This window comes from Fictibacillus macauensis ZFHKF-1 (assembly GCF_000269865.1).
GTDB classification, from domain to species: domain Bacteria; phylum Bacillota; class Bacilli; order Bacillales; family Fictibacillaceae; genus Fictibacillus_C; species Fictibacillus_C macauensis.
Genome location: NZ_AKKV01000019.1, coordinates 72,231 through 93,542 on the forward strand (window position 1 = coordinate 72,231; position 21,312 = coordinate 93,542).

General features: G+C 41.5%; 18 protein-coding genes. 16 read left to right on the forward strand and 2 right to left on the reverse strand.

Annotated elements, in window-relative coordinates; genetic code table 11:
- The first annotated feature begins 33 nt into the window (after positions 1 to 33).
- The 12 genes from prfB (at position 34) to A374_RS21230 (ending at position 13,918) form a co-directional block, all read left to right on the forward strand.
- A protein-coding gene (gene prfB / locus A374_RS01905) for a peptide chain release factor 2 (RefSeq protein WP_238535142.1) occupies positions 34 to 1,132 on the forward strand; the annotation gives its coding sequence in 2 pieces (ribosomal slippage) (positions 34 to 96 and positions 98 to 1,132; 1,098 coding nt in all).
- A 154-nt stretch (positions 1,133 to 1,286) separates the two neighbouring features.
- Positions 1,287 to 1,472 carry a hypothetical protein gene (locus A374_RS01910; RefSeq protein WP_007200483.1) on the forward strand — a complete coding sequence of 62 codons (186 nt, stop codon included), beginning with the start codon at positions 1,287 to 1,289 and terminating at the stop codon, positions 1,470 to 1,472.
- A gap of 283 nt (positions 1,473 to 1,755) precedes the next feature.
- Entirely contained in the window at positions 1,756 to 2,442 is a 687-nt protein-coding gene (ftsE, locus tag A374_RS01915) for a cell division ATP-binding protein FtsE (RefSeq protein WP_007200484.1), read from the forward strand.
- Entirely contained in the window at positions 2,432 to 3,325 is an 894-nt protein-coding gene (gene ftsX, locus A374_RS01920) for a permease-like cell division protein FtsX (RefSeq protein WP_007200485.1), read from the forward strand. The genes ftsE and ftsX overlap by 11 nt, the downstream gene beginning before the upstream one ends.
- A 39-nt stretch (positions 3,326 to 3,364) precedes the next feature.
- Positions 3,365 to 4,600, forward strand: a complete 1,236-nt coding sequence (locus tag A374_RS01925) for a murein hydrolase activator EnvC family protein (protein WP_007200486.1) — start codon at positions 3,365 to 3,367, stop codon at positions 4,598 to 4,600.
- Positions 4,601 to 4,749: 149 nt separating this feature from the next.
- Positions 4,750 to 6,159: a S41 family peptidase gene (locus A374_RS01930; protein WP_007200487.1), complete on the forward strand. Its 1,410-nt coding sequence runs from the start codon at positions 4,750 to 4,752 to the stop codon at positions 6,157 to 6,159.
- 224 nt (positions 6,160 to 6,383) lie between these two features.
- The gene (locus A374_RS01935; protein ID WP_007200488.1) at positions 6,384 to 7,586 is read left to right on the forward strand and encodes a PDZ domain-containing protein; all 1,203 of its coding nucleotides are present in this window, start codon (positions 6,384 to 6,386) and stop codon (positions 7,584 to 7,586) included.
- 872 nt (positions 7,587 to 8,458) lie between these two features.
- Positions 8,459 to 9,403 (forward strand): cytochrome c oxidase subunit II, encoded by a 945-nt coding sequence (locus tag A374_RS01940; RefSeq protein ID WP_007200489.1) that lies wholly within the window; start codon positions 8,459 to 8,461, stop codon positions 9,401 to 9,403.
- A gap of 3 nt (positions 9,404 to 9,406) precedes the next feature.
- Positions 9,407 to 11,362: a cbb3-type cytochrome c oxidase subunit I gene (locus tag A374_RS01945; protein ID WP_007200490.1), complete on the forward strand. Its 1,956-nt coding sequence runs from the start codon at positions 9,407 to 9,409 to the stop codon at positions 11,360 to 11,362.
- Positions 11,362 to 11,961, forward strand: a complete 600-nt coding sequence (gene cyoC, locus A374_RS01950; RefSeq protein ID WP_007200491.1) for a cytochrome o ubiquinol oxidase subunit III — start codon at positions 11,362 to 11,364, stop codon at positions 11,959 to 11,961. Before A374_RS01945 ends, cyoC begins: the two co-directional genes overlap by 1 nt.
- The gene (gene cyoD / locus A374_RS01955) at positions 11,962 to 12,261 is read left to right on the forward strand and encodes a cytochrome o ubiquinol oxidase subunit IV (RefSeq protein WP_007200492.1); all 300 of its coding nucleotides are present in this window, start codon (positions 11,962 to 11,964) and stop codon (positions 12,259 to 12,261) included.
- A 343-nt stretch (positions 12,262 to 12,604) separates the two neighbouring features.
- Positions 12,605 to 13,918, forward strand: coding sequence for a murein hydrolase activator EnvC family protein (locus A374_RS21230; RefSeq protein WP_007200493.1), 1,314 nt, complete (start codon positions 12,605 to 12,607; stop codon positions 13,916 to 13,918).
- A gap of 43 nt (positions 13,919 to 13,961) precedes the next feature.
- On the opposite strand, the gene A374_RS01965 is transcribed toward A374_RS21230, so the two are convergent.
- Positions 13,962 to 15,056: a citrate synthase/methylcitrate synthase gene (locus A374_RS01965; RefSeq protein WP_040340266.1), complete on the reverse strand. Its 1,095-nt coding sequence runs from the start codon at positions 15,054 to 15,056 to the stop codon at positions 13,962 to 13,964.
- A gap of 104 nt (positions 15,057 to 15,160) precedes the next feature.
- On the opposite strand from A374_RS01965, the gene A374_RS01970 reads away from it, so the two are divergent.
- Positions 15,161 to 16,039 carry a LysR family transcriptional regulator gene (locus A374_RS01970; RefSeq protein ID WP_007200495.1) on the forward strand — a complete coding sequence of 293 codons (879 nt, stop codon included), beginning with the start codon at positions 15,161 to 15,163 and terminating at the stop codon, positions 16,037 to 16,039.
- Between the two features lie 17 nt (positions 16,040 to 16,056).
- Positions 16,057 to 16,377: a cytochrome c551 gene (gene cccB, locus A374_RS01975; RefSeq protein ID WP_007200496.1), complete on the forward strand. Its 321-nt coding sequence runs from the start codon at positions 16,057 to 16,059 to the stop codon at positions 16,375 to 16,377.
- Positions 16,378 to 16,459: 82 nt separating this feature from the next.
- Here cccB and cls read toward each other — a convergent pair whose 3' ends face one another.
- A complete protein-coding gene (gene cls, locus A374_RS01980) occupies positions 16,460 to 17,908 on the reverse strand; it encodes a cardiolipin synthase (RefSeq protein WP_007200497.1) in 1,449 nt (482 codons plus the stop codon).
- A gap of 372 nt (positions 17,909 to 18,280) precedes the next feature.
- Here cls and A374_RS01985 point away from each other — a divergent pair, with 372 nt between their 5' ends.
- Together A374_RS01985 and A374_RS21235 are read left to right on the forward strand one after the other, a co-directional pair.
- Entirely contained in the window at positions 18,281 to 19,498 is a 1,218-nt protein-coding gene (locus A374_RS01985) for a quaternary amine ABC transporter ATP-binding protein (protein ID WP_007200498.1), read from the forward strand.
- Positions 19,495 to 21,228, forward strand: a complete 1,734-nt coding sequence (locus tag A374_RS21235; protein ID WP_007200499.1) for a glycine betaine ABC transporter substrate-binding protein — start codon at positions 19,495 to 19,497, stop codon at positions 21,226 to 21,228. Before A374_RS01985 ends, A374_RS21235 begins: the two co-directional genes overlap by 4 nt.
- Positions 21,229 to 21,312: the final 84 nt, after the last annotated feature.

The following is a 21,312-nucleotide window of genomic DNA, read 5'->3' on the forward strand; positions in this document are numbered from 1 at the left end:
TAAAGAAAGTAAAGACTAATGAGGTGGCCTTGAATGGAACTAGTAGAAATCAAGCAAGAACTTAACATTATGGTTAAGCGATTAGCGGACTTTAGGGGGTCTCTTTGACCTCGATCACAAGAAAGAACGCATCGCGGAACTAGAAGAGCAAATGAGCAACCCAACGTTTTGGGATGACCAAAATGCAGCGCAAACGGTCATATCAGAAGCAAATGGGTTAAAAGATCAAGTGAATCAATTTGAAACATTAAGCAATCAATATGACGATCTTGAAGTGGCTCATGAAATGCTAAAAGAAGAGGCAGATCCTGATATGCAAAAGGAACTCGAACGAGATTTAAAGGCGCTTTCTGAAGCGCTCAATTCGTTTGAATTGTCCTTGCTACTTAATCAGCCCTACGATCAAAACAATGCGATTCTTGAGCTTCATCCTGGAGCAGGTGGTACAGAGTCCCAAGACTGGGCATCTATGCTGTTACGTATGTACACGCGCTATGCTGAGCGTAAAGGGTATAAAGTAGAAACGTTAGACTACTTACCGGGTGAAGAAGCGGGCGTAAAAAGTGTGACGCTAAGCATTAAAGGACACAATGCATACGGTTATTTAAAAGCAGAAAAAGGCGTGCATCGTCTCGTGCGTATTTCACCTTTTGATTCGTCGGGTCGCCGTCATACGTCATTCGTATCATGCGATGTTGTTCCAGAAATTAATGACGATACAGAGATTGACGTGCGTACAGAAGATTTAAAAGTAGATACGTACCGTGCAAGTGGAGCTGGCGGTCAGCACGTTAATACGACGGATTCAGCTGTGCGGATTACGCATATTCCGACGAACACCGTTGTATCGTGCCAAACGGAGCGCTCCCAAATCAAAAACCGTGATCGTGCGATGAAAATGTTAAAAGCAAAACTTCTACAACGTAAAATTGAAGAACAACAAGCTGAACTAGCTGAAATTCGCGGTGAGCAAAAAGAAATTGGCTGGGGTAGCCAAATTCGCTCCTACGTGTTCCATCCGTATAGCCTTGCTAAAGACCATCGTACAAACACAGAGATGGGAAATGTACAAGCGGTTATGGATGGCGATATTGAAAGCTTTATTGACGCCTACCTACGTTCTAAAATCTAACATTACTAACACCTTTACATCGTGCTTAGGCGCTTTTTGTGGAGGTGTTTTTTTGTGAGGATGTCATGATATACGGAGATAGCTTGGAATGGGCGTCTGACAAGCAAATATCCTATAACGTGGGTTAACGGTTGTTTATGTTGGAGGAGGTTGCTTGCGTCAAGCAGGAATGATGACGCATGTTTCCTTACTGTTGCAAAAGTATTACACATATAAGGAAGATAAGAAAATACAGAAAAGTGGCATTAATGCAGAGACCGACAGTTTCTATTGTAGAAGAACGAAAGGGTATTTAGGTGAAACAGCGTATGCAACCTATGCTGTTTTTTTGTGTGTATGAAAGAAAAAGAGCCAATGAAGAACGTAACCTTCTAAGCTGCCCAAGCACGTTGCAAATTTTGTCGAACCCTTTGGGAGATTTATATCGAAAATAGGGTAAAAGTCACTTGAAATTACATTTTTGTGTCGGAAGATGAAATGAAACTGTAATAAATTTTACAGCTTCCGATGTTATAATAGGAATTGCGAGAATTTGCAACGATATTTTTTGTCAGCGTGCTAGATTTGTCGAAAAAAGGCAGTTCGTAAATAGAAGAGTTTCAAAGCTAAGGAAGTGATGAGTGTTGATCGAAATGAAAGACGTGTGGAAAACCTATCCGAACGGTGTGATGGCGTTAAACGGTATTGATACCTACATAGAAAAAGGCGAGTTCGTTTATGTAGTCGGACCGAGCGGAGCAGGGAAATCTACGTTTATAAAATGTATGTATCGTGAAGAAAAGCCAACAAAAGGTTCGATTCTCATTCAAGGAACCGACCTTGCGAAATTAAGAGAGCGCAACATTCCGAAAGTGCGTCGGAAAATCGGTGTTGTGTTCCAAGACTTTAAGCTATTGCCAAAGCTAACAGTCTTTGAAAATGTTGCCTTTGCTCTTGAGGTAATTGAAGAATCACCACGAACGATTCGCAAGCGAGTGAATGAAGTACTTGATCTTGTGAAGTTAAGAGATAAAGCTAAATCTTTTCCAGATGAACTATCTGGGGGAGAGCAGCAGCGTGTATCCATCGCGCGCTCCATCGTCAATCGACCACCGGTAGTGATTGCCGATGAGCCAACAGGAAACCTTGATCCGGAAACGGCATGGGGAATCATGGATATTCTTCAAGAAATCAATGATCGTGGTGCGACAGTCGTTATGGCTACGCACAACAAAGATATTGTAAATACGAGGAAAAAACGTGTTATTGCCATTGAAGGTGGCCGCATCGTTAGAGATGAGCAGAAAGGGGAGTATGGCTATGAAGTCTAGAACCTTGAAGCGTCATTTCAGAGAATCGTTTAAAAGTCTAGGCCGTAATGGGTGGATGAGTTTTGCTTCCATTGCTGCTGTGACGGTTACCCTTCTACTTGTCGGTGTGTTTCTCGTCTTGCTTCTTAATGTGAATCATCTTGGCTCACAAATTGAAGGCGATGTTGAAATTAAAGCCTATATCGATCAAACGACAAAAACAGAGCAGTATAACCAGATTAAAGCGGACATTGAAAAGATTCCAAACGTTCAGTCTGTTACCTTCCAATCGAAGGAAGAAGGCTTAAAGGAATTAATTAAAAGCTTAGGTAAAGAAGGGGGAGCGTACCTTTCTAAGCAAAGTGAAAACCCATTGCCAGATCGCTACATTGTTAAAACGAAAACACCGCAAGATACAGGAAGCGTTGCTTCAGAAATTAAGAAAGTAACGCACATTAATAAAGTCAACTACGGTCAAGAAACCGTTGAGCGACTCTTTAAGTTTACAAGTGTTTCGCGAACAATTGGAATTGTCTTAATTATTGGCTTGCTCTTTACAGCTATGTTCCTCATCTCGAACACGATTAAACTTACAATTGTTTCACGACGTAAAGAGATTGAAATTATGAAGCTAGTAGGCGCAACAAATGGCTTTATTCGCTGGCCATTTTTCATCGAAGGAATTTTTATGGGAATCATTGGTTCCTTGATTCCTATTCTAGTTGTTATTTTCGGCTATGAATTAATACACGATCAGTTATCGAAGAAGCTTGATAGCGTGTTTATACAATTATTGCCGGTTTACCCGATGGTGCTTGAGCTGTCGTTATTGCTTGTGGTGCTAGGTGCGTTGATCGGAATTTGGGGAAGCATGACTTCTGTTCGTAAATTCTTAAAAGTGTAATATCTACTAAAAAATTGTGGGTAAAAGGGGAGACTACAGTTGAATAAAAAGGTAATTGGTCTATCACTATCATTAAGCCTTGCTCTCAGCGGGATCACAGCATACCAAACAGCCACGACAGCCAACGCAGAATCACTAAAGAGCATTAAAGAAAAGAAAGAAGCAAACAACAAAAAGAAAGCTGCTGCTAACTCCAAGGTCAAGAAAAACGAAAAGCAACAACATAAAGCACAAGCAGAAAAGAAAGCAGCCGATGATAAAATGAGTGCTGCTGAAAAGAAGCTTGATGCTAAGAAAAAGGCGATTAGTGACACTAAAACGGCCATTGATCAACTTAAACGAGACATTGAAGCTGTTCAAAAACGCATTGATAAGCGGGACAAGCTGATGAAAGAACGCTTGAAAGCTATCTATGAAAATGGCGGTAAAGTGCAATATCTTGATGTGTTACTAGGCGCAAGTAGCTTTGGTGATTTCATTGATCGCGTCGTTTCACTCGATGCGATTGCTGACTCCGATCGTCAGTTATTAGACGAGCAAAAAGCGGACAAAAAAGAGTTAGATACGAAAAAAGCCAAAGTCGAGACAAAGCTTGCAGAGCTAGAAAAAGATAAAAAAGAGCTTGAAGCCTTGCAAAAGGAACTGAAAGCAGCAGTGAAAGAAAAGAACAAGCTTCTTTCTTCTCTTAAGAAAAAGCATTCGGACTTAATGGATCAAGTTGGCAAGTACGAGCATGCAGCGGAACTTTTAAACAATCAAGAAGCGGCGATTAAAGCTGAAAAAGAACGTGCATCGCAAGCGAAAGCAGAAAGTTCATCATCGTCATCATCATCAAGTTCGTCGTCTTCTCACCATTCTGGTAATGAGAAAGCGTCTGATACAGGCTCTGGTATGATTATGAAGCCATCAGCAGGAGTTATTTCTTCTGAAAAAGGTCCGCGTGATGGACGACTACATGCTGGGGTGGATATTGCTGCAGGTGGTACAGTGCCAATTTACGCAGCGGCGGATGGAACCATTATTCGCTCAGATTATTCTTCCTCTTACGGAAACGTTATTTACATTACGCACACGATTAACGGACAAACATGGACAACTGTGTACGCGCATATGAGAGAACGTGTGGCACACGGTGGATCTGTAAAGCGTGGACAATTGATCGGTTACATGGGGAATACAGGTGATTCTAGAGGACAACATTTACACTTTGAGCTTCATAAAGGTCCTTGGAACTATGCAAAATCCAATGCCGTTGATCCGCGTCCGTACTTTTAAGTAAAAATTCGTGGACATAATTAAACAAGCTGTTCATACTATAAAGTAGAGGTTACAGGGACAGACTAGGTCCTTCTCTTACTTTTGAAAATCGGCATCGCATCCGGAAAGGTGTGGTGCCTTTTTCTGCCAAAATGAGGTGAGCTGTCATGAAGAAAAGAATTGTCGCACTACTTATGGTCGTAGCACTCGTTCTAGGCGCGGGTGGGATGTATGGTTACATGAAATGGTCAGGTACAACAGCTTCAGATGAAGTAAATGCTAGCGCAGAGTTTGCTAAAATTGAAAAAGCGTATCGACTCATTTCACAAAAGTATTATCAACAAACGGATTCCAATAAATTATTAGAAGGTGCTATAAATGGGATGGTGCAAACGTTAAAGGATCCATACACATCCTATATGGCGAAAGAAACAGCGAGTCAATTTAAGCAGTCGCTTGATTCTTCCTTTGAGGGAATTGGAACAGAAGTCAGTTTGGTAGACGGCAATATTACCGTCGTATCACCATTTAAAGACTCGCCAGCGGAAAAAGCTGGTGTGAAGCCGAACGATACGATTGTTACGGTCGATGGAAAAAGTGTAGAAGGTTTAAGTTTAAATGAAGCGGTTTTGAAAATTCGCGGTAAAAAAGGCTCGATTGTAAAGCTCGGTTTAAAGCGTAAAGGTGTTGAAGGCGTGTTAGCGATTGATGTGAAGCGCGATACGATTCCAGTAGAAACCGTTCTTTCCAAAACGAAAGAAGTTGCCGATAAAAAAGTCGGTGTCCTCACCATTACATCATTCTCCGAAAAAACGGGGCAAGATTTTAAAGATCAATTAAAGAAATTAGAGGATGAGAATATCAATGGATTGGTCATTGACGTTCGTGGGAACCCAGGCGGCTATTTAAATGCAGTGATGAGCATTATGAATGACCTTATTTCTTCCGATAAACCAGTCGTTCAAGTAGAAAGCCGTAGCGGTGAGAAAGAGCAATTTAAATCCTCTTTAAAATCGAAAAAGAACTATCCGATTGTCGGTTTAGTCGATGGCGGAAGTGCCTCTGCTTCAGAAATTTTAGCTGGTGCGCTAAAAGAAGCGGGTCATTATCCACTCGTTGGTGAAAAAACATTCGGTAAAGGAACGGTTCAAAATACGAATGATCTTGGTGATGGCAGCGATTTAAAATTAACCATTGCGAAATGGCTAACACCAGACAGCAATTGGATTCATAAAAAAGGAATTGTGCCAACGTACACCGTAAAACAGCCAGGTTATTTTTATGCGACACCACTTACAGGTAAAAAGACGTTGGAATACGATATGAATAGTCATGAAGTAGCAAGCTTACAAAAAATGCTTCGTGGTTTGAAGTTTGAACCGGGCCGTGTAGATGGCTATTTTGATGAAAAAACGCAAACAGCTGTGACCGCTTTCCAAAAAGCCAACAAATTAAAGGCGACTGGAAAAGTAGATGAAAAAACAGCTGCAGCGATTCAAACAAAAGTTATTACCGAAGTTCGCGATAGTAAAAACGACGTTCAATTGCAAACAGCACTTAAAATGGTTGCTCAATAACCTGTAGTCGAACTGCCCCTGTAGCACGTTGCTTATGGGGGTGGTTCGTTTTTTTATAAAGAAATTCGAAAAAATCACATATTGTTAACACACTATCTTCATTTCAAGGTATACTTAAGATTACTAGATTATTCACATGGTACATACTAGCCATAGGTGCCAAAAGACCTGTGGCTCTTCACATAAAACATAGAGTGCAAAAATAGTAGGAGAGGTTGGCGCGCATGATCGATATTTATGTAAAAGAACTGCTTCGAGGGACCGCAGCTCTTTTTTTACATCCCTTATCTTATTTGTTTATCGTTCTTGCTTTTGTTATTGGTGTTAAGCGAGTAAAGCGTGAGCGAAAAGAGTTTAAAGTAAAAGTCCATCCGGTGATTGATAACTTATTGCAGTCGTTTTTCCCGGGGCTACTCGTCGGTTTACTATTTTCCGTCGTCTTGTTCGCTGCCGGCGTTGTCGTCCCAATGGGCATGATTGCCCTTATTGGTGTTATGTATGCGCTCCTGGCGTTAACGATGAAAACGCGCTTCTTAAATCCAGCGTATGCCATCGGTTTAGCGACGGTCGCCGCCTTTATCGTCCCACAAGATGCTGCTACAGGCGTAACCTTGCTTGATGAGTGGATGCGTGATATTCGCAATACACCTATTGATACGTTAGCGATTTTAATGGCCTTGCTCGTATTACAAGAAGGTGTATTGATTGTTTGGAAAGGTGCTAGTCGTACATCACCACGCCTTTTTAAAGGCAAACGTGGCCAGTTTGTTGGCGCTCATGAAGCGACACGACTATGGCTCGTACCACAATTTTTACTCATACCAGGTGGGGAGTTACCTGTTGGTCATAGCTGGCCATATATTGGCTTACAAGCAGTAAGCTATTCCATTATGCTCGTACCATTTGCGATTGGCTTCCGTCAATTGAACACCCATTCATTGCCAAAAGAAGCTATCAAAGCAACAGGAAAACAAGTAATATCACTCGGTGTGCTCTTAGCGATTATCACTGCAGTAGGTTTTTTAACAAATCTACCATTGTTAGCCGTTGTCGCAATTATTGGCGGTACGGTTGGTAGAGAATTAATTACGATGATCAACAGCCAACGCGACGATAATGGTCGTCCCTTCTTTACACGAAGAAATAATGGACTCGTCGTCCTCGGTGTCGTTCCTAGTACACCTGCTAGTAAAATGGGCATTGCTGTTGGCGAAATCGTCATTAAAGCCAACGGTAAATCATTAAAAAATGAACGTGATTTTTATACAGCGCTACAAATTAATGCCGCTTACTGTAAGCTTGAAGTGCTTGATCATAAAGGTGAAGTGCGCTTTGTTCAGCGCTCTCTTTATGAAAATGAGCATCACGAACTCGGTTTACTGTTTGTGCATGAACTTGTTCAGAAAAGAAGTTCAGAAGTATCATAACAACGAGTCATCTCTAGTGCAGAGATGGCTTTTTTTGCTTTGATTGCCTTCGAATGAGCGCTTAGTCGGAAGCTAGGCCTGTTGGGGTGCGGGCTCGCGGTCGCGATCTCGAGCTCGAACAAAAATGTATGCAACCTCTATTGATGGTGAAAAGAAGCTAAAAAACATGCGAAATCTCTATTCGCGCGCAGGCCCCCTCCGTTCGCGCGCAGGAGCCCTTTGTTCGCGCGCAGGACCCTCTCGTTCGCGCGCAGAACTCCCTCGTTCGCGCGCAGGACCCCTTCGTTCGCGCGCAGAACCCCCTATTGCGTCAAAAATGATGCTTACATACATTGAAATCTCCTAAATTGAGTGTGAATCGGAACAAAAATGCAAACAAACTCTCTAATTACGCTAAAAAAAAGCTATAAAACATGCGAAATCTCTAATTTTTCCTAAAAGATACTAAATCGTACCCTCTACCAAGCTAGTACGCTCCCGTAATTTCTACCCTCCGCCTATCGTGCGCATCTCTACCAAGCTAGCGCACTCCCATAATTTCGCATCCTCCGCCAAGCGCACCCTCTACCAAGCTAGCGCACTCCCATAATTTCGCATCCTCCGCCAAGCGCGCGCATCTCCACCAAGCTAGCGCACTCCCGTAATTTCGCCCCTCCGCCAATCGCACATGCCCCCAAATTGCTCACCTTCCAATCCACTCTAATCGTCTCCTCCTTTTTGGCAGTTTTGTGACAAGAAAAGCTCTTCATGAGCATTCCCTCCCAAAAGGTGATTTTTATCACATAAGGGGATGGGCCTAGCGGTATAGCATAAGGGTGTGCTTACGTAGCCCGCTGAATCGGGCTTAATTGAAAGTAGGGGAGAGGATTGGCATGAACAAACGGAGGGTAGCGTGGTATTGGAAAATACTGCTGTTAACAACAGTTTCCTCCTTGTTTTTAAGTGGTTGTGATCGTCAATATTTAGTTTTTAACCCAGCAGGGCCTGTGGCGCAAAAAGAATATGATCTTATCGTTTTATCCGCAGTATTGTGTGCAATTGTTGTGATCCCGGTGCTTGCTTTGTTATTTTTCATTTTGTATCGATATCGCGATCGCCCAGGTAATAAGGCGAAGTATTCACCGAATTGGCATGATAGTAAGATTCTTGAAGTGGTGTGGTGGGGTATTCCCATCATTATTATTGGTATTTTAAGTATTTATACGGCGAAAACGACGTATACCTTGACGAAGCCACCGGTAAAGGATGTGAAGCCGATTACGATTCAAGTAACATCCATGGATTGGAAGTGGTTGTTTCAATATCCTGGTCAAAAAATTGCAACGGTTAATTACGCAGAAATCCCTGTCGGTGTTCCGGTTCAGTTTCATCTAACATCCAATCAGATGATGAACTCTTTTTGGGTACCAGAGTTAGGTGGGCAAGAATATACGATGCCGGGGATGGCGATGCGTCTTTGGCTCCAAGCGGATCGGCCGGGAACGTATTATGGATCTGGCGCTAACTTTACAGGCAAAGGCTTTACCCATATGAAGTTTAAAGTCATTGCTAAACCGCAAGCTGAATTTGATCAATGGGCACGTCAGATTAAACAAACAGAAAAGCCATTAACGATGACGGTGTATAAACAATTAGCGAAAAAAGGTTTGGCAGAAAAACAAGCGTTTTCTTCCTACCCTGCACAATTATTTACGAACACACTCAATGAAAATGGTGGAAAATATATGGATAAAGATATGAAGCATGGAAAAAGTGACATGCCAGCGATGAATCATAACGATCACGACATGTCTGGAATGGAACATAAGGGGGAATAACCGGTGGGTGAGAAAAGTAAAGGTTTTTTCGTAACAGGCGATCCACTCATTTATGGTGCAGATGTAGCGATTATCGTTACGCTGCTAGGCATTATCATCTTTTTAACCGTTTTTAAAAAATGGGGTTGGCTTTGGAAAGAGTGGTTTACGACCGTTGATCATAAACGCATTGGAATTATGTACTTAGTCAGTTCATTGCTGATGCTGTTTCGCGGTGGTGTCGATGCGTTACTCATGCGGTTACAGCTCGCGGCACCCAATACGCACTTTTTAACATCGCAACATTATAACGAAATATTTACAACGCACGGAACAATTATGATTTTATTTATGGCGATGCCGTTTATGTTTGCGCTCTTTAATATCGTCATTCCACTCCAAATTGGAGCGCGTGACGTCGCCTATCCGTTTCTCAATGCCCTTAGCTTCTGGCTCTTTTTCTTCGGAGCATTGTTGTTTAACTTATCTTTCGTAGTAGGGGGATCACCTGATGCAGGCTGGTTAAGTTATCCGCCATTATCCGAAATTGCTGGTAGCCCTGGACCTGGTCAGAACTTTTATATTTGGGGCATACAAATTTCGGGGATTGGTAGTTTAGCAACCGGTATTAACTTTCTAGTGACGATTTTAAAAATGCGTGCACCAGGCATGAAATTAATGAAAATGCCACTGTTTTCATGGTCCGTGCTTTCTAGCTGTATTACGATTATTTTCGCTTTTCCGGTACTAACTGTAACACTAGCACTCTTGTTCGTTGATCGTTATTTAGGCGCTCATATTTTCACGGCCGATAGTGGAAATCCGATGATGTATGTAAACTTAATTTGGATGTGGGGACATCCTGAAGTATACATTGTCGTGTTACCGGCGTTCGGTATTTATTCAGAAATTGTTAGTACGTTTAGTAAAAAGAAAATTTTCGGTTATAAATCCATGGTCTTTTCGATGATGATTATTTCCATTCTCGGTTATTTTACGTGGGTGCATCACTTCTTTACGATGGGTGCAGGAGCCGATGTAAATACGTTCTTTGCCATAACCACAATGGCGATCGGAATTCCGACCGGGGTAAAAATATTTAACTGGTTGTTTACGATGTTCCGAGGACGCATTACGATTTCACAGCCAATGCTGTGGACGATTGCTTTTATTCCGTGCTTTGTCGTCGGTGGGGCGACGGGCGTTATGCTCGCCATTGCGCCTGCCGATTATCAATACCATAACAGCTACTTCTTAATTGCTCATTTTCATCAAACATTAATTGGTGGTGTTGTGTTTGGTTATTTAGCAGGCTTGTACTATTGGTGGCCAAAAATGTTTGGCTTTAAGCTGAATGAACGACTCGGTAAATGGGCGTTTTGGACATGGAATATTGGATTCTACGTATGCTTTATGCCGCAATACGCGCTTGGTTTTATGGGTATGACACGTCGTGTGTATACGTACGGATGGGATATGGGCTGGGCCCCATTTAATATGGTATCTACTGTCGGTGCCTTCTTAATGGGAATTGGCTTCATCTTTCAGGCATGGCAAATCCTTTATAGCATTAAAAATGGGGAAAAAGATGTAACGGGCGATCCGTGGAACGGCCGTACACTAGAATGGTCCATCCCATCACCAGCACCACTTTATAATTTTGCGGTTATTCCTGAAGTTAAGCACGATGATGATTGGTGGGAAACGAAAAAAGCGATGGCAGACAGTCAGTATAAAAAAGAACCACCGCAGTATGAACCGATTCATATGCCAAAACAGTCAGGCATTCCATTTATCATGTCAGCGTGTTGGTTTGTCGTAGGCTTTGGCTTTACCTTTGGATGGAGTTATGTAGGATTAGCTGGCTTGCTTGGCGTCGGCCTTTGCTTATTAGCACGCTCTTTCCAACAAGAAACGGACTATTACATTCCGGTTGATGAAGTTCGGAAAACAGAAGCATCTTTAGGGAGGGTTGGCTAATGAATCAGGCCATTTCCAAACATACGCATGAACATGAGCATCATCACGATACGTTTAAGTTGTTAGGCTTTTGGATTTTTCTCGTCACTGACTGCATTATCTTCGCCTGTTTGTTTGCTGTCTATGCGGTGCTCCGCGGTCATACGGATGGTGATTTAACAGGAAAAGAACTGTTTGAAATAAAGGGCTTTACGGCTGAAACGTTTATTCTTTTGACGAGTAGCTTTACGAGCGGATTAGCGACGCTTGCGCTTCATAAAGGCAAAAAAGCGCAGCTCATCAATTGGCTGATCGTAACGGTAGTGCTCGGGCTAGCGTTCGTTGGTTTAGAAGTTTCAGAGTTTCGTACGATGGTGCATGAAGGAGCAAGTATTTCAACAAATGGCTTTCTTTCTGCTTTCTTTACGCTCGTTGGCACGCATGGCTTGCACGTTTCTTTCGGTCTCATTTGGATGACAGCGGTTATTCTACAAATACGTCGTCATGGCATCAATGAAAAGGTAAAAGAAAAAGTAACGATTGTCGGTTTGTACTGGCATTTTCTCGATGTTGTTTGGATCTTTATCTACACCGTCGTTTACTTAATGGGGGTGATGTAAGTGGAAGAGAATCATGGTTCTACAAAACTGTATGTAATGGGGTTTGTACTTTCGCTCATTTTAACAGTCATTCCTCTATGGCTTGTGGTGCAGCACGTTTTTGCAAAAGGAATGTTAACGATTGTCATTACAGCTATTGCCGTCGGTCAGCTGCTCATTCAATTGTTTTGCTTCATGCATATTAAAGATGGTGAGAAGCCACGGTACCATGCGATTGCCCTCGTTCTTGGCGCAGTAATTGTCTTTACGATTGTGGCTGGTTCTATCTGGATTATGACGTTTAATTCTCAAGTACACTAGCGAACAGCGTGGCGTGTATGTTAATCATTAATAGTTTAAAAAGAGGCTGAAACATAAAACAGCCTCTTTTTTATGCCGTAATTTAGTATAGCGGTGTATCTCTTTTTATAAAAAGATCAGAATTTTGTTTATTGTTGCGAAGATTAGCAGAAATATACGAAAGCCCTAGTTTATCGGAAAATCTATGAAATTAAATACAATAATTAGGGTAAGTTGGCGAGTTCTGTAATATTTTGAAATAGAGATGTAATGTTATTGCACAAAAACTCGAAAGAAGAAATGATATAATGGCAATTGTACTTACGAGAACGTGTTTATAAAGTAACTAGAGGGGGAACTGTTCGTGAAATATAAAGTGTTAACTGGTCTACTATCTGTATCCGTGGGAATGACTACGTTTACGCAGATGCCGGCAAATGCTCAATCTTTAAGTGACATACATAAGAAGCAAGCAGACAACAAAGCGAAACAACATAAGAAAAAAGCACAAATGGATCATGTAAAAGGTGAACATAATGCTGTATTACAAGAATTAAAAAGCATTGAAGCAAAGTATAAGCAAACAAAAAACGAGATTACGAGTAAGAAAACAGAAATTAGCACGACGAAACAAAAAATTGTGCAGTTGAAAAAAGAAATTATGGTTATCAATAAACGCATCCAAAAACGTGAAGCACTGCTAAAAGAACGTTTGCGTTCTATTTATGAAAATGGTGGAACGGTTAAATATTTAGAAGTGGTACTCGGTTCACAAAGTTTTGGTGATTTTTTAGATCGTGTATTTTCCATTAATACGATTGCCGATTCAGATAAGCAATTGTTAAAAGAACAAAAAGAAGATAAAGAAGCGGTTGAACAAGATAAGAAACATGTGGAAAATCAATTGGCGTCACTGACAACGAAGCTTGGCGAATTAAATGATCTGCAAGACAAGCTAAAAGGTCAGAAAGAAGCGAAAAGCCGTTTATCTGCTTCTCTTAAATCAAAAGAAGAGCATATTCATAAAGACTTATTAAGTATGAAAGAGCAAGATGAGATACTTGCTGATCAAGAAAAAGCTGCGAAAGCGGAAATTCTACGTGCGAAACGAGAAGCGGCCGAGCAACAACGAAAAGAAGCTGAACAAGCGAAACGTGAGGCAGCAGATCGTCATAAGGAAAAGGCTTCAAAGCCAGCTCTACAAGCACCGGCAGAGGAGCCATCGTCTCCAAATCCTGCACCAGCACCGAAACCAGCGCCAAGTCATGGTTCTGCTAGTTTTAGCTGGCCAGCATCTGGTTCGATTTCATCGCCATTTGGAAATCGTTCGTTCCAAGGACCAGAGTTCCATCCAGGAATTGATATAGCGAATGCGGGATCTAATGTACCAGTGTCGGCAGCGGCGTCTGGAACAGTGATTCGTTCCTACTTGTCATCATCCTACGGCAACTGTGTGTTCATTGCTTCTTACAAGAACGGTCAAATGTACACAACGGTCTATGCTCATATGAGTGCGCGTGCCGTCAGTGCTGGTCAAACCGTTTCCCAAGGCCAACGCATCGGGACAATGGGTAGCACAGGTAACTCGACTGGACAGCATTTGCATTTTGAAATTCATAAAGGTGAATGGAATTACGCGAAATCAAATGCGGTTAATCCTCTATCATACTTGCAATAGGTACAAAAAAATCCCCGTGAGCTTTACTGTCACGGGGATTTTTTTACGCCTGAGGCCAGGAACCAACATAGGCAGCGTCTGGTCGAAAAATCGTATTGTCCGCTGCTTGCTCTAGTACATGTGCGCTCCAGCCAACGACGCGACTTGCCGAAAAGGTAGGTGTAAATAAGGAAGGTGCTAAGCCAATTGCCTTCATAATGGCGGCAGCATAAAATTCGACATTCGTATAAAGCGAGCGCCCGGGCTTATAGGCTTGAAGAAGCTCGATGGCGGTTGTTTCTGTTTGTAAAGCAAGATCAAGCCACGGGTCATCCCCTGCTGTTTGGAGCAGCTGTGCTTTTAATGCTTGTGCGCGTGGATCTTTTGTTTTATACACACGATGTCCAAAGCCCATTAACCGTTCGCCTTGTTGAAGTTTTTTTGTTAAAACACGTGTACAATCGCCATCGCTTGCGGCGATTTCATCTAGTAAGGCAATTACTCCTGAAGGCGCGCCGCCATGAAGCGGTCCTTTCATCGTTCCGAGCGCTGAAGTGATACTAGAAACAAGATCAGATTCACTCGATACTGTTACGCGTGCGGCAAAGGTTGAGGCGTTCATGCCATGTTCCATTGTAAGAATCATATAGTTTTCAAGTGCTCGTACAGAAGCGTGGGAATGCGTTTCACCTGTTAGCATGTATAAATAGTTCTCAACATGATCAAGGTCACTGCGCGCCGGTAAATACGGCTGCCCCGCTTGGCGGCGATGCCACCACGCAATAATGGAGGGCATAATGCCCGTTAAGGTGATTGCTTCTTCAATCGTTGGCTTAAAAGAATAGGCTGGCAGTCCTAGTGCTGAAATGGCTGTTCGCACTACACTCATCTGATCGGTTTCTAGCGGCAACGCCTGTAATACGTTTTGAAGGTAAGGAGGAATGGAACGTGCTTGTTTTAAGGCACAAGTGAAGGTTTCTTTTTCTGTCGGAGATGGGAAATGCCCATACCATAAGAAAAAGGCCACTTCTTCAAAAGAATAGGTTCCTGTTAACGTTTCGACCGGTTGTCCCCGATACAGCAATAGACCTTGCTCTCCATCCACATGGCCAATTGTCGTTTCGACGGCAATGACCCCTTTTAATCCTTTTTGCATAATACACACTCCTTTCTTTTCTATCTTTAGTGTATCGACTATAATTGATAAAAGATATTGAATGATTTTAAAGCTTTTAATTAAGAATCATAATATAAGGAGAATCTATGGAGCTTTCTTGGCTTGTAACATTTATTGAAGCAGCACAATGTGGTAATTTCCGAAAAGCAGCGGAAAAGCTCTACATTTCGCAGCCTTCCGTTACGGTGCATATTCAACAGTTAGAAAAATCGATCGGCGTGCCGTTATTTGAGCGTCAAGGTAAACGGGTAAAATTAACCGAGGCTGGCAAGCGGTATGTAGAGCATGCCAAACAACTTTTAGCCGTTTATAAGGAAGGATTACAAGATCTGTCTTCCTTTTCACAGGGATATAGTGATAAACTAACATTGGCGATTTCGCCGTTGATTGCGGATACGGTTTTACCATTTGTTTTGAAGAAGTATACGAAAGAACATCCAGAGATGGAGATTTCTGTTGTTATAGTAGAATCACCACTGATTGAACAAAGTGTTGAAAGAGAAGAAGCTGATATCGGGCTATCCTGCTTACCAGCAAGCAATCCGCAATTAGTTACAGAATTACTATCTCAGGAAAAGGTTGTATTTGTTACTGGTCATGATGGGAAGGATAGTGAGTCAGCACCACCATTTGACGAAGAAGAACTTTTAACAACGCACTACTTGTTTACACATAATCATCCTAGCTATTGGGATGCGCTCACTCGACAATTAACAGCTCAATTTCCGGTCATCCGCATGATGAAAGTCTCTCAAGTCCATATTACGAAGAGATTTATCGCCGAAGGATTGGGTGTTTCCTTTTTACCAGCTTCCACGGTGCGTCGAGAATTGTTAGAAGGTCGATTGGTAGAAGTTCATTGTCAAAAAATCCAACTTCCGACCGTTGGTACTTATGCAATTACGAAATATAAGCATACTAAACATGAAGAATTTTTATCTTTTTTAGCACACTATCGAATGTAAGAAGGAGCGTTTTGTACATGAAAAAACGATTACTTATTGCGAGTCTAGCTCTCCTCACCCTAGGTGCATGCTCGAACGACGACCAAGCAACGAAGAACAAGCATAATAAGCAAAATACAGAGGCAGCTGATAGCTTATATAAACAAAATTGCGCACGCTGTCACGGGGTTGATTTACAAGGAAATATCGGACCATCACTACAAAAAATCGGCAGTAAATATTCAGCAAAAGAAATCAAAGGCATTATTGAAAACGGAAGAAACGGTATGCCAGGGGGAATTTTAACCGGTGGCGACGCCAAACTTCTAGGAGAATGGCTCCAAAAAAATTATAAATAAAAAAAATGAGCAAATGTGTGGTGCTAGAAGTAGCGCGTACATTTGCTCATTTTTTATTTTTTTTAAAAAAGAGGTTTCATCCTTATAAAATAGGGGAAAGCAATCTAGAGACTGATTCTCGAAAGCGGACAGAAGTTGGTCGTTGCAAATATTGTTCCCAAGTTAATTCTCGAGAAAGCTTTATATCTTCATGAAAGGCTCCATTTAATTGTTTCGCAATCTCTTTATTGTAGATGAAGGCATTAATTTCGAAATTTAGCTTTAAGCTACGAATGTCGAAATTGGCGGTTCCTACAGATGAAATCTCATCGTCTACAACCATCGTTTTTGCATGAATAAAGCCATTATCATAGATGTATACTTTCGCCCCCGCTTTAAGCAAGCCCCCAATATTGGATAAAGATGCCCAATACACAAAAAGGTGATCTGGCTTATTAGGAATCATAATTCTTACATCAACACCAGAGTGACAAGCGATGCGCAACGTATCAAGTAAGCTTGCATCAGGAATAAAATACGGTGTTTGGATCGTGATGCTTTTTTTAGCGAGTGAAATCATTTTAATGTAACCATCTTTGATTTGTGGCCACTCTGAATCTGGACCACTCGTAATAATTTGCATACCAATGTTGCCTGTTTGTTCAGGTTTAGGGAATAACAGAGGATGATAATCGATGTCATGACCATCGGATGCTTGATTCCAATCAAGGATAAAGCGCATTTGCATAGAGTGTACGGATGTACCGGTAATGCGTAAATGCGTATCACGCCAATAGCCGAACATGTCGTCTAGTCCTAGGTATTCATCACCAATATTAAAACCGCCAACATAGCCTATAACACCGTCAATAATGACAATTTTACGGTGATTTCGGTAATTTAACCGAAAGTTAATAAAGGCAAATTTAGAAGGGAAGAATACTTCTACTTCACCGCCATGCTGCCGCAATTCATGAAAAAATCGTTTGGAGATTGTTCGTGATCCTAACTCATCGTAAAGAACGCGAACTTTCACACCTTGCTTTGCTTTTTCAATGAGCAAGTCACGAACTTTTTTGCCTAGGTTATCTTTTTTAATGATGTAATATTGCAGGTGAATATGCTCAGTCGCATTGGTGATGTCTCGTAGTAAAGCATCAAATTTTTCATTGCCGTCTGTAAAAATATCGATGTAATTATCACGGGTAAAGGGTGCTTCATTGTTCAATAGTTGCATGTAAATTAAGTCTTGACTGGCGCGTTCTGGCTCATTTGTGAATTCAAATGATCCATCGCGAATATGCTCGATTTGGCTTTTGAGCGTTTTTTCAAGTCCTACTTTTTTACGATCGGCCCATACAAATAACCGATGGCGATTTAAATTGCGGCCGAAAAATAAATAAACAATAAAACCGGCGATGGGGATAAATACGAGTACAAGTAGCCAAGCCCACGTGGAACTTGCGTCTCGCCTTTCACGGAAGACGATGACAGCGGCTAACAGAATGTTTAATGTGTTACCGAGAATAAATAAGGTAGTAAAAGTGGACATAAATAACTCCTCATCACAAATACGTGTTGATATCAAAAATGGTAATACGTGTTGAATGCTATTCCTTATTCTACTTGTCTTTTCCCATTTCTGCAAAAACCAGCATACGCTGAAAATAGGCGGAGGACTTAGGAATCTAGACAAAAAAGACTTAATTGGTTATATTTACTAGAAAATCTTTTCCAATTGAGAGGATTGCTTAGTATTTTAGAGGATATGTAAGTATATAATCGCTATTTGGTGTCATTCTAAATAGGTACTAACACAGCGTACTATATACTTATATACTTCAGTTTGTGAAATAGAAAACTTTCTATACAATTGAACGGTTGTGAGATGTCCGTCTTAACGATCAAAAACAGAGGTGAGGATATGGAAGCAAGAAATGTAAAGGTAGCTGTCAAAAACGTAACAAAAGTTTTCGGTAAATCACCGAAAGCAGCGGTTCAGCTCCTGAAAAAAGGTTACTCGAAACGTGACATTTTAAAAGAAACTGGTAGCACGGTCGGAGTGAATAGTGCTTCATTCGACATCTATGAAGGTGAAATTTTTGTAGTTATGGGGTTATCAGGCAGCGGAAAGTCAACGCTTATTCGAATGCTTAATCGATTAATTGACCCATCAAGTGGTGAAATTTTAATTGATCAAGAGGACATTGTTAAAATGTCTCCAGCAAAATTGCGTGACGTTCGTCGCAAGAAAATTAGCATGGTTTTTCAAAACTTTGCGTTATTTCCGCATCGTACCGTTTTGGAAAATACTGAGTTTGGATTAGAAATTCAAGACGTAGATCCTACAAAACGTCGTGAATCAGCGATGCGCTCATTAGAATTAGTCGGCCTAAAAGGCTATGAAAATCAATTGCCCTCACAACTGAGCGGTGGAATGCAGCAACGTGTCGGTCTTGCTCGTGCGCTAGCAAGTGATACAGATATTCTATTAATGGATGAAGCATTTAGTGCGCTTGACCCACTTATTCGTAAAGATATGCAGGATGAATTGTTGGAAATTCAAGATTCCATGCATAAAACGATTATTTTTATTACGCATGATTTAGATGAAGCGCTACGAATCGGTGATCGCATCGCGCTTATGAAAGACGGAAGCGTTATTCAGCTTGGAACGCCAGAAGAGATTATGATGCATCCAGCTGATGAGTATGTAGAACGTTTCGTAGAGGATGTGGATATTTCACGCGTCATTACAGCTGGACACGTTATGAAACGCGCGGAAAAAGTATATCCAGACCGCGGACCGCGTGTTGCATTGCAAATTATGAAAGATCAAGGCTACTCATCGATTTTCGTTGTCGATCGTAAACAAAAGTTGCTTGGTGCAATTACGGCCGATGCAGCATCGCTTGCGATAAAAGAAAATAAAAGTATTGAAGACGTTATGTACAAGGAAATTGTAACGGTCCCACAAGATACATTGCTGGCTGATGTATTAGAACCGATGGCGAATACGAATTTCCCAATCGGTGTAACCGATGAAGGGAATCGTTTGAAAGGCGTCATTATTCGTGGAGCGGTCATTGGTGCGCTAGCAGGAAACCGTGATCACTTAAATGGAACGGAGGATGACGAATGAATTTACCAAAACTTCCACTAGCACAGTGGATTGATCATCTTGTTGATTGGATTACAACTACGTTGGATCCATTCTTTGGAGCGATCTCAACAGGTATTGAATGGCTATTAAAAAATCTCGTGGCTTTATTAAGCACCGGGCCATCGATCGTATTAATTATACTGATTACGCTCATTGCTTTGTATACAAGCAGGTGGGGAATCGCCATCTTTACATTTATCGGCCTATTGCTGATTGATAATCTCGGATATTGGGATGCAACGGTCAATACGATTGCGCTCGTATTATCGTCCGTCCTCTTAACGATTTTAATAGGGATTCCACTTGGAATTTGGATGTCTCAAAATGAAACAGCGAAAAAAATTATTACCCCTATTCTAGACTTTATGCAAACAATGCCTGCCTTTGTATACTTAATTCCAGCGATTCTTTTCTTCGGAAGTGGTGTCGTACCAGGTATTATTGCATCTGTTATTTTTGCAGTCGCACCGACTATTCGTTTAACGAACCTCGGAATTCGCGAAGTACCAAATGATTTAATTGAAGCCTCACAAGCGTTCGGTTCAACGACGCGCCAAAAGCTCTTTAAGGTACAGCTTCCTTTAGCGGCACCGACCATTTTAGCGGGTGTGAACCAAAGTATTATGCTTGCTCTTTCCATGGTGGTTATTGCTTCCCTCGTTGGAGCGCCAGGTCTTGGAGCTGAAGTGTATCGTGCGGTCAGTCAAATTAAAGTCGGAGAAGGCTTTGAAGCTGGGATTTCCATCGTAATTATTGCGATTATTTTTGATCGCATTTCGCAAAATTTACGCAAACCGCTATTTGGTAAAGTGGTTAGTAAGAAAATGGTTTATACTATTTTAGCGATTGTTTTACTACTAGGCTATATTGCGACAGCAATTCATGAATATAAGCCGTCAGCAAATGGTTCAGGCAATGTAGGCGATCAAGTGAACTATAAGATTACCGGTATCGATCCTGGTGCAGGTCTTATGAAAGCTACGAAAAAAGCGATGAAAGAATATGGTTTAACGGACAAGTGGACGTTAAATGAAGGATCATCTGCTGCGATGACTGCAGAGCTGAAAAAAGCATATGAGAAAAAAGAGCCAATCATCGTAACGGGCTGGACACCACATTGGATGTTTAAAAAGTATAAACTGAAATATTTAGAAGATCCAAAAGGCTCTTATGGAAAAGGTGAATCCATTCATACGTTAACGCGTAAAGGGTTCTCTTCTGAAAATCCAGGCGCTACGAAAGTGCTTGATCAATTCAACTGGAAACCTTCTAACATGGAAGAAGTTATGGTTGATATTCATGATGGCACGAAACCTGCCGATGCTGCTGAAAAATGGGTGAAAGCTCATAAAAAAGAAGTAGCTCAGTGGACAAAAGGAGCACCACGTGGAGGCGGTAAGCAAGTGAAGCTCGCTTACGTGGCATGGGAATCTGAGATTGCAAGTACGAATGTCATCGCAAAAGCGTTAGAGCAACAGGGCTATGATGTGAAGCTTACACAGCTTGAAGCAGGTCCGATGTTTGCAAGTATCGCCGATGGCAGTTCTGATGCAATGGTAGCAGCTTGGTTACCAACAACACATAAAGATTACTATGATAAGTTTAAAGGTAAGTTCGATGATCTTGGTCCAAATATGAAAGGAACGAAGCTTGGTTTAACTGTTCCAAAATATATGAAAGTCAACTCGATCAACGATTTAAAAAAATAACGACTGTACTAAAAAGGTTCACAAGTTCTTCTGCACAACGTAGAATTTGTGAACCTTTTTTTCTGTTGTAAGAGGCGAGAAACT